Origin of the sequence: Nocardia farcinica, from assembly GCF_029867845.1 — a bacterium.
Taxonomy (GTDB): Bacteria; Actinomycetota; Actinomycetes; order Mycobacteriales; family Mycobacteriaceae; genus Nocardia; species Nocardia farcinica_A.
In genome coordinates, this window is the sequence record NZ_JARWRU010001082.1 from 1 (window position 1) to 9,288 (window position 9,288).

Below are 9,288 nucleotides of genomic sequence, written 5' to 3' on the forward strand. Positions count from 1 at the left end.
CCGCCGCGCGCCCCCCCCCCCCCCCCGATCCGGGTGAACGATGTCACTCCGGGCGCGGAGTGAGAATGCGCGGTCCGTCCTCGGTGACGGCGACGGTGTGCTCCCAGTGCGCCGCACGGCTGCCGTCGGCGGTGACCACCGTCCAGTCGTCGTCGAGGATCTTGGTGTCGACGGTGCCGAGGGTGAGCATCGGCTCGATGGCCAGCACCGAACCGACCACCAACTGGGGCCCCTTGCCGGGGGCGCCCTCGTTGGCGAGGAAGGGGTCCATGTGCATCTCGCGGCCGATGCCGTGGCCGCCGTAACCGTCGACGATGCCGTAGGCGCGGCCGTGTTCCTTCTCGGCGGCGCGGGTGCCCAGCTCGATGGCGTGCGAGACGTCGGTCAGGCGGTTGCCCGGCAGCATGGCGGCGATGCCCGCCTCCATGGACAGCCGGGTGGCCTCGCTGAGCAGGCGGTCGGCCTCGATGACGGCGCCGATGCCGAACGTCCACGCGGAGTCGCCGTGCCAGCCGTCGAGGATGGCGCCGCAGTCGATGGAGACCAGGTCGCCCTCGGCGAGGATCTCCTCGGCGCTGGGGATGCCGTGCACCACGCGGTCGTTGACCGAGGCGCAGATCGAGGCCGGGAAGCCGTGGTAGCCCTTGAACGAGGGCACCGCGCCCGCCTCGCGGATCACCGTCTCGGCGACCTCGTCGAGTTCCTTGGTCGAGACCCCGGGCGCGGCGGCCGCGCGCACGGCCACGAGGGCGCGGCCGACCACCGCGCCCGCCGCCGCCATCGCGTCGAGCTCACCCGCGGTGCGGAAGGGCACCACCTTCTTGTTCTTCCGGCCGAAGACCACTGGCTCAGCGCTCCCGGTGTCGTCAGTGGCCGAGGGCGGCCAGCGCCCGGGCGTTGACCTCTTCGACCTCGCCGACACCGTCGACGGAGACGACGAGGCCCGCGTAGTGGTCGAGCAGCGGCTCGGTCTCCTCGCGGTAGACCCGCAGCCGGTTGCGGATGACCTCTTCGGTGTCGTCGTTGCGACCACGCGCGAGCATCCGCTCGACCACGGTGTCCTCGGCGACGACGAAGCACAGCACCGCGTCCAGCTTCTTGTCGATGCCGGCCAGGATCTTCTCCAGCGCCTCGGCCTGGTCGACCGTGCGCGGGTAACCGTCGAGGACGAAGCCGTTGGCGGCGTCCGGCTCGCCGACGCGCGCCTCGACCATGCGGTTGGTCACATCGCTCGGCACCAGGTCGCCGGCGTCCATGTACTTCTTCGCCTCGAGGCCCAGCGGGGTCTTCTGGCCGATGTTGGCACGGAAGAGGTCCCCGGTGGAGATGTGCGGGACGCCCAGCTTTTCCGACAGGAGGACGGCCTGGGTGCCTTTGCCGGCACCGGGCGGACCGAGCAGTACAACTCTCACTTGAGGAACCCTTCGTAATTTCTGTTCATCAACTGGCTTTCGATCTGCTTCACCGTATCCAGGCCGACGCTCACCATGATGAGCACGGCGGTGCCACCGAACGGCAGGTTCTGCACGCCGCCGGAGTTGCCCATGTCGAGGAACACGTTGGGCAGAACGGCGACCAGGCCGAGGTAGATCGAGCCGGGCAGGGTGATGCGGCTCAGCACGTAGCTGAGGTAGTCGGCGGTGGGCTTGCCCGGACGGTAACCGGGGATGAAGCCACCGAACTTCTTCATCTCGTCGGCGCGTTCCTCCGGGTTGAAGGTGATCGCCACGTAGAAGTAGGTGAAGAAGACGATAAGGCCGAAGTAGATCGCGATGTAGACCGGGTTGCTCGGATTCACCAGGTACTTCTGGATGATCTCCTGCCACCAGCTCGGATCGGTGGCGTTCTGCGAGCCGGTGAGCTGGGCGATCAGGTTCGGCAGGTACAGCAGCGAGGACGCGAAGATGACCGGGATGACGCCCGCCTGGTTGACCTTCAGCGGCAGGTAGGTCGAGGAGCCGCCGTACATCTTGCGGCCGACCACACGCTTGGCGTACTGCACCGGGATCCGGCGCTGGCCCTGCTCGACGAAGATGACCGCGACGATGATCGCGAAGGCCGCGAGGCAGACGATGCCGAAGACGACGCCGCCTCGGCTGTCCAGGATGGCCTTGCCCTCGGTGGGGATGCGCGAGGCGATGCCGGCGAAGATCAGCAGCGACATGCCGTTGCCGACGCCGCGCTCGGTGATCTGCTCGCCGAACCACATCACCAGCGCCGCGCCCGCGGTCATCACCAGGACGATGATGATCATGCCGAAGATGCTGGTGTCGGCCAGGATGTCCTGGGGGCAGCCCTGTAGCAGCTGGCCTCTCGCCGCGAGGGCGACCAGGCCGGTGGCCTGCAGAATGGCCAGCGCGATCGACAGATAACGCGTGTACTGCGTCATCTTCGTCTGACCGGCCTGGCCTTCTTTTCGCAATTCCTCGAACCGCGGGATGACCACGGTGAGCAATTGGATGATGATGCTCGCGGTGATGTAGGGCATGATGCCGATCGCGAAGACCGACAACTGCAGCAGCGCGCCACCGGAGAAGAGGTTGATCAGCTGGTAGATACCGGCGTTCTCACCGCCGGAAACAATGTCGACGCACTCCTGCACAGCCTTGTAGTCGACGCCGGGCGAGGGCAGCGCGGCGCCCACCCGGTACAGCGCGACCAACCCCAGCGTGAAGAGAATCTTCCGCCGTAAGTCCGGAGTCCGGAAGGCCGATACGAAGGCGGAAAGCACAGATCCTCCTGGCGCGAACGACATGGTCTGGACATGGGAAGAATTCGGCAGCGAATGCCGGTACCCATGGCGAGGCTTGGCAGAACTATTGAACTCTAACAAGTGGCACCGGACGAGGTTTCACTCGTCCGGTGCCACCGGTTCAGAGCCTACCGTCAGGCCAGCTCGGTGACAGTGCCACCGGCAGCGGTGATCTTCTCCTTGGCGGAGGCGGTCACCTTGTCGGCGGTCACCTGGACCGCCACGCCGATCTCACCGTCGCCGAGAACCTTCACGAGCTGGTTCTTGCGAACCGCGCCCGCGGCGACCAGCTCGGCCTTGCCGATCTCGCCGCCCTCGGGGAAGAGCTCGGCGATCCGACCGACGTTCACGACCTGGTACTCGGTGCGGAACTGGTTCTTGAAGCCCTTGAGCTTCGGCAGCCGCATGTGCAGCGGCATCTGGCCGCCCTCGAAGGCCGCGGGCACGTTCTTGCGCGCCTTGGTGCCCTTCGTACCGCGACCGGCGGTCTTGCCCTTGGAGCCCTCACCGCGACCCACACGGGTCTTGTCGGTCTTGGCGCCCGGGGCGGGCCGCAGGTGATGCAACTTGATGGTCATGTCAGACCTCCTCAACGGTCACGAGGTGGCGCACGACGTTGATCAGCCCGCGATTCTGGGCGTTGTCCTCACGAACCACCGACTTGCGGATTCCCCGCAGGCCGAGGGTGCGAAGGCTGTCCCGCTGATTCTTCTTGGCGCCGATCGAGCTCTTGATCTGGGTCACCTTGAGATCTGCCATTTACCTGGCACCTCCAGCCGCCTGAGCGCGCGCACGCAGCATGCCCGCGGGAGCGACGTCCTCGAGCGGCAGACCGCGACGGGCCGCCACCTCTTCGGGGCGCTGCAGCTGCTTGAGGGCCGCAACGGTCGCGTGCACGACGTTGATGGCGTTGTCGCTGCCGAGCGACTTCGCCAGGATGTCATGGATACCGGCGCACTCCAGCACGGCGCGCGCCGCGCCACCGGCGATCACACCGGTACCGGGCGAAGCCGGACGCAGCATGACCACACCGGCCGCCGCCTCACCCTGGACCGGGTGGGTGATGGTCGAGCCGATCATCGGAACGCGGAAGAAGCCCTTGCGCGCTTCCTCGACGCCCTTCTGGATGGCCGCGGGAACTTCCTTGGCCTTGCCGTAGCCGACACCGACCAGGCCGTTGCCGTCGCCGACGATGACCAGGGCGGTGAAGCTGAAGCGACGACCACCCTTCACGACCTTGGAGACGCGGTTGATCGCGACGACGCGCTCGAGCTGGTTCTTCTCGGCCGCGTTGTCCCGACGGTCGCCGCCGCGGCGGTCGCCGCCCCGACGGTTGTCGCGGCCGCCCTCGGGGCCGCTGGTGTTCTGTCCGGCGGGTCCGTTGCCGCCGTCACGCCGCTGACGTCCCGGCATCAGACGTTCCTTCCGTTGATGAAATCGAATCGCGAGCTGTGCTGAATGCTCGCTCCGCAAGCTCCGCTCATTAGAACTTCAACCCGCCTTCACGAGCGGCATCGGCCAGCGCCGCGATACGGCCGTGGTAGTCGTGACCACCACGGTCGAACACGACCGCCTCGATACCGGCAGCCTTGGCGCGGGCCGCGATGAGTTCGCCGACCTTCTTGCCCTTGGCGGTCTTGTCGCCCTCGATCGCGCGCACGTCGGGCTCGATCGACGAGGCGGCCGCGATGGTGCGGCCAACGGTGTCGTCGACCAGCTGGGCGTGCAGGTGCCGCGAGGAGCGGTGCACGACCAGACGCGGACGCTCGGTCGTGCCCGCCACCTTCTTGCGGAGGCGGAAGTGGCGACGAGCCTTGGACAGCCGGCGCCGGGTGGCGACGTCCTTGCCCAGCGGGATGCGCTTGGACTTCTGGTTTTCGGTTTGCGCCATGATCACTTACCCGTCTTTCCGACCTTGCGGCGAACAACCTCGCCCGCGTAGCGGATGCCCTTGCCCTTGTACGGGTCGGGCTTGCGCAGGCCGTGGATGACCGCAGAGATCTGGCCGACCTTCTGCTTGTCGATTCCTGACACGGAGAACTTGGTGGGCGACTCCACCGCGAAGGTGATGCCCTCCGGCGCCTCGATCGGGACCGGGTGGCTGTAACCGAGGGCGAACTCGAGGTTCGAGCCCTTGGCGGCCACACGGTAGCCGACGCCGAAGATCTCCATCTTCTTCTCGTAGCCCTTGGTGACACCCTCGATCATGTTGGCGATCAGGGTGCGGGTCAGGCCGTGCAGCGAGCGGTTGCGGCGCTCGTCGTTGGGGCGGGTGACCTCGAGCTGGCCGTCCTCGCCCTTGGCGACGGTGATCGGCTCGGCGACGGTGTGCGACAGGGTGCCCTTCGGGCCCTTGACCGTCACGACCTGGCCGTCGATGGTGAGCTCGACGCCCGCCGGGATAGCGATGGGCTTCTTACCAATACGCGACATTAGTCCTGACTCCCTTACCAGACGTAAGCGAGGACTTCGCCGCCCACGCCGCTCTTGGCCGCCTGCTTGTCGGTGAGCAGTCCCTGCGACGTGGAGATGATCGCCACGCCGAGGCCGCCCAGGACCTTGGGCAGATTGGTGGATTTCGCGTACACACGCAGACCCGGCTTGGAGACGCGGCGCACACCGGCGAGGCTGCGCTCACGGCTGGGGCCGTACTTGAGGTCCACGACGAGGGTCTTGCCCACCGCCGCGTCCTCGGTCCGGTAGTCGGCGATGTAGCCCTCGCGCTTGAGGATCTCGGCGATGTTCGCCTTGAGCTTCGAGTGCGGGGCCTTCACCTGATCGTGGTACGCCGAGTTGGCGTTGCGCAGACGGGTAAGGAAGTCTGCGATCGGATCGGTCATGGTCATGGTTCGACCTCGACACCTTTCTCGCTGCGGTTCCCATGCAACACCCGCGCACGGATGGTGGGCCTACAGCAATTCGGCTGGTCCGGCCGGCACGAGAGCGCCGACCGCTGGGTACGTGCCACGGGCGCCGACCGCAGGCGTGCAGCACGCATGCGGGCAGGGAGGTGCCCAGGCAACCGCTCTAGTGTAGGCAACCGCCCGACCTGGACAAAATCGGGGTCCGCCGAGGTCGGCGCGCACGATCCGGCTGTCCCGGACCGGCGCCCCCGGGACTCTCCCTGGCTGTGGTCGCGATCGACGTTCAGCGGCGGCCGCGGCGGCGGGCGGCGAGCAGGACGGCGGCGAGGACGGCGATCAATCCGACCGCGCCGACGAGCGCGGCGAGCAGGGGCAGGGGGAACGGGCCGGAGGAGTGATCGGCGGCGGTGGCCGCCGGGTCGGCCGCGGTGGCGGCGGGGTTCGTCTCGTCAGGGGCCCCGAAGACGCCGTCGCGCACGGGGGTGGCGTAGGCGGGCCCGGGCTCGGGGGCGCCGGAGACGGTGAGGTCGATGGTCACGGTGGCGGGCTGGGCGGGGCCCTCGTCGTAGGGCGGGCCGAGTTTGACGGCGATGTAGTACCAGCCCGCGACGGACTGGGCGGCCCGGCTGCCGCGGAGTTCGCGATTGGTGTAGCGGATCGGCAGGGTGGCGGCTGGGCCGTCACCGGGCAGCAGGACCGGCTCGGAGCCGCTGTAGCCGCCGCCGTCGCTGTCGATCTCCTCGGCCCACGGCGAGTACAGCTCGGTGCGGATGCTCGAGCGCTCGGTTCTGGTGGGGTCGTCCGCCTCGTCGTAGCGGACCCGGTAGGCCAACCCCTGCCCCCAGTCGAGGCGCACGCGATAGAAGACGGTCTCGCCGCGTTGCAGGACGTCGGTGTAGCGGCCGCTGCCGGGGAGTTCGGGGGCGACCGCGAAGGAGCCGCCGCCGACGACCGGCACGGCGGGCCCGGTCTGCTCGGCCATGGCCGTCGGTGTCTCGTCCGGCTCGGGGCCGGGGTCGGTGGCCTCGGGTTCGATGCCGACCAGCACCTCCATCGGCAGGGTCTGCGGCATGCCGCCGGAGACCAGCTTCCAGCGCAGTGCGAAGTAGTAGCGGCCGCCGCCGCGACAGGTGTCCTCGCCGCGACGGCCGGTGCGGGGCTCACGGGTGGCCCCGCGCCACACCTCGGCGACCGCCGCGGTCTGCCCGTCCCTGCTCTCGCCTGCCATCTCCGAGGAGGACGCGCCGCAGTCGGTGCCGTCCCGGCCGTAGACACGGCTGCGCACGCTGTTCATGTCGGTGATGATCGACAGCTTCGGGTTGCGCGGGTAGGTGACGATGCCGGTGAAGTAGGCCGTCGCGCCCTGGGGGATGTCCACCGCGTAGTACTTGACCTCGTGCTGGGAGATGGTGTCCAGGTAGTGGCCAGGGGCGAGCAACGGCGCGGAGGTGTGGTCGGGGCCGCCGGTGACCGGGGTGCCGGTCGGCTGGTAACTGCGCAGGGCGGCGGTGGTGACGCGCGGCAGCGTCCGTTCCAGAGCGGGCCCGTCGGCGGCGTCGGTGTAGGAACCCCCGGTGGCCTCGGCCAGGCAGCTCAGCTGAGCACGGGCCGCCTCGTCGACCGCGAAGCCGATGGCGTGCACGGTCAGATCGACACCGTCGGCCTTCAACTCGCGCGCCACCTCACACGGGTCGGGCGGGGCGCAGGTGTCCTCACCGTCGGAGACCAGCACCACCGAACGCGGCCCGGAATCGGGCAGCGCCGCCACGGCCTGCCGCAGAGCCACCCCGATCGGGGTCCACCCCGAGGCCTGGATGCCGTCGACCGCGCTCACCAGCGCGGCACGGTCCAACGGGTCGGGCTCGTGCAGGATCTCCACGTCCACGCAGCCCGCCGCCTTGTCGGCCTCGTCGTTGCTCGTGCCGGTGCCGTAAGCCGCCAGACCGACGCGGGATTGTTCGGGCGCGGAAGCCACGAACGAGCGGACCGCGTTCCTGGCCGCGTCCATCATCGTCCCGCTCGGGTCGGGCCGCAGCATCGACCCTGAGGCGTCGAGCACGATCATCGTGGGCGCGTACTGCGTCTGCTCGGCGTCGGCCGGGGCCGGAGTCGCGAGCGTCGCGATGCCGACCACGAGGGCCAGCAGGCTCGCGCTGGACCGGCCGCGCCGGAACCCACTGCGACCGAACACATCAGCCCCCTTCTCCCCCGGACCGACGCGGACGCCGGCGACCGCTCGCCGCGCCGGATTCGAACGCCGCCAACGTATCCCGTCCCGAACGCGCGGGGATGCCACGAATTCCAGGGCCCCGGGCTCTCGGGCGCCGGCCCGCGGTCACCCGGCCCGTGGTCATCGGCGTGGCAGCGCCCCGCCCTTCCGCCCGCGCAGGGCGAGCCAGGCCACCACACCGACGAGCACCGCGATCGCGACCCCCGCGCCCGCGACCCCGGCGATGATCGGCAGCGCCGACGACTCGGTCTGCTCCCGCCCGACGGCCGGATGGGCATCGTCCGCCACGGCGGGCGCGGGACCCGCACCGCCGGATTCGCCGAAGACGCCGCCCTCGGCCGCGTCGGCGTAGACGGGACCGGGCTCGGGCTCGCCCGCCACGGTGAGCTCGACGGTCACCGGGACCGGGGCGCCCTTGCGCAGCCCGGAGCCGGGCCCGACCTTGACGGCCAGGTAGTACCAACCGGGCAGCGCCTGCTCGCGCTGGTCGAAGCCGTTGCGGTTGTCGTAGCGGATGGGGACGGTGGCGATCGCCTCGGCGGAGGTGGGCAGCACCTTCTCGGAGCCGCGATAGGCGGCGGTGTCCATCTCGATCTCCTCGGCCGTCGGGGCGAACAGCCCGGTCCTGATGTTGACCGTGTCCCGGTCGCCGACGCCCTCGAAGCGCACGCGGTAGGCCAAGCCCTGTCCCCAGTCCAGGCGCACCCGGTAGTAGACGATCTCGCCGCGTTGCAACAGATCGGTGTAGCGGCCGCTGCCCGGCAGCTCGGCGGCCGTGGTGAAGGAGCCGCCGCCGATCACGGGCACCTCATGACCGGCCGGCTCGGCCATGGCCGTGACCGTCTCGGTGCGCGCGGGACCGGGATCGGTGACGGCGGACTCGAGACCGACGATCACCTCGAAGGGCAACCGCTGCGGCAGCTTCTCCGAGGTCTTGCGCCAGGTGAACGACAGGTAGTAGCGGCCGCCGCCACGGCAGGTGTCGCCGTCGCGGGGTTCCTCGGCGGCGCCCTCCCACCTCTCGACGCCGGTGAGCGCGGTGCCGCTGCTGGCGTCGGCTGCCAGCGTGGTGTCCGACGATCCGCACTCGCGGCCGTCGCGGCCGTACACCTGGCGCACCAGGGAGTTGATGTCGTCGAGGATGGACAGGCCCGACACCCGGGGGAAGGGCAGGATGCCACTGACATAGGCGGTCGCGCCCTGCGGCACGTCGACGGCGTAGTAGCGGGTCTCCCCCTTGCCGATGGTGTCGACATAGCGGCCGGCGGCCAGCACGGGAGCGGAGCCGTGATCGGGGCCGCCGGTGATCGGGGTGCCGGTGACCTCGTAGGTGCGCAGGGCGGCGGTGGTGACGCGCGGCAGCGTCCGTTCCAGAGCGGGCCCGTCGGCGGCGTCGGTGTAGGAACCCCCGGTGGCCTCGGCCAGGCAGCTCAGCTGAGCAC

At 69.6% G+C, this 9,288-nt stretch carries 11 protein-coding genes; all 11 read right to left on the reverse strand.

All coding sequences use genetic code 11. The annotated features are described in order from the left end of the window. Window positions 1-43 precede the first annotated feature (43 nt). Window positions 44-844: a type I methionyl aminopeptidase gene (gene map, locus QH283_RS23845; RefSeq protein WP_280505172.1), complete on the reverse strand. Its 801-nt coding sequence runs from the start codon at window positions 842-844 to the stop codon at window positions 44-46. Window positions 845-866: 22 nt separating this feature from the next. Next, on the reverse strand, window positions 867-1,412 hold the full coding sequence (locus tag QH283_RS23850) for an adenylate kinase (RefSeq protein WP_280505173.1): 546 nt from the start codon (window positions 1,410-1,412) through the stop codon (window positions 867-869). Next, a complete protein-coding gene (secY, locus tag QH283_RS23855; RefSeq protein ID WP_280505174.1) occupies window positions 1,409-2,731 on the reverse strand; it encodes a preprotein translocase subunit SecY in 1,323 nt (440 codons plus the stop codon). Before secY ends, QH283_RS23850 begins: the two co-directional genes overlap by 4 nt. A gap of 155 nt (window positions 2,732-2,886) precedes the next feature. Beyond that, entirely contained in the window at window positions 2,887-3,330 is a 444-nt protein-coding gene (rplO, locus tag QH283_RS23860; RefSeq protein ID WP_280505175.1) for a 50S ribosomal protein L15, read from the reverse strand. Between the two features lies 1 nt (window position 3,331). Continuing rightward, complete coding sequence (gene rpmD / locus QH283_RS23865) at window positions 3,332-3,511, reverse strand: 50S ribosomal protein L30 (protein WP_280505176.1); 180 nt, start codon at window positions 3,509-3,511, stop codon at window positions 3,332-3,334. Beyond that, window positions 3,512-4,165 carry a 30S ribosomal protein S5 gene (gene rpsE, locus QH283_RS23870; RefSeq protein ID WP_280505177.1) on the reverse strand — a complete coding sequence of 218 codons (654 nt, stop codon included), beginning with the start codon at window positions 4,163-4,165 and terminating at the stop codon, window positions 3,512-3,514. A gap of 70 nt (window positions 4,166-4,235) precedes the next feature. Further along, window positions 4,236-4,643: a 50S ribosomal protein L18 gene (gene rplR, locus QH283_RS23875; RefSeq protein WP_280505178.1), complete on the reverse strand. Its 408-nt coding sequence runs from the start codon at window positions 4,641-4,643 to the stop codon at window positions 4,236-4,238. Window positions 4,644-4,645: 2 nt separating this feature from the next. Further along, entirely contained in the window at window positions 4,646-5,185 is a 540-nt protein-coding gene (rplF, locus tag QH283_RS23880; RefSeq protein WP_280505179.1) for a 50S ribosomal protein L6, read from the reverse strand. A 14-nt stretch (window positions 5,186-5,199) separates the two neighbouring features. After that, window positions 5,200-5,598 (reverse strand): 30S ribosomal protein S8, encoded by a 399-nt coding sequence (gene rpsH, locus QH283_RS23885; RefSeq protein WP_280505180.1) that lies wholly within the window; start codon window positions 5,596-5,598, stop codon window positions 5,200-5,202. A 301-nt stretch (window positions 5,599-5,899) separates the two neighbouring features. Continuing rightward, window positions 5,900-7,807, reverse strand: a complete 1,908-nt coding sequence (locus tag QH283_RS23890; RefSeq protein WP_280505181.1) for a vWA domain-containing protein — start codon at window positions 7,805-7,807, stop codon at window positions 5,900-5,902. Between the two features lie 159 nt (window positions 7,808-7,966). After that, window positions 7,967-9,288: hypothetical protein (locus tag QH283_RS23895; RefSeq protein WP_280505182.1), on the reverse strand; the 1,322-nt coding region annotated here is incomplete at its 5' end.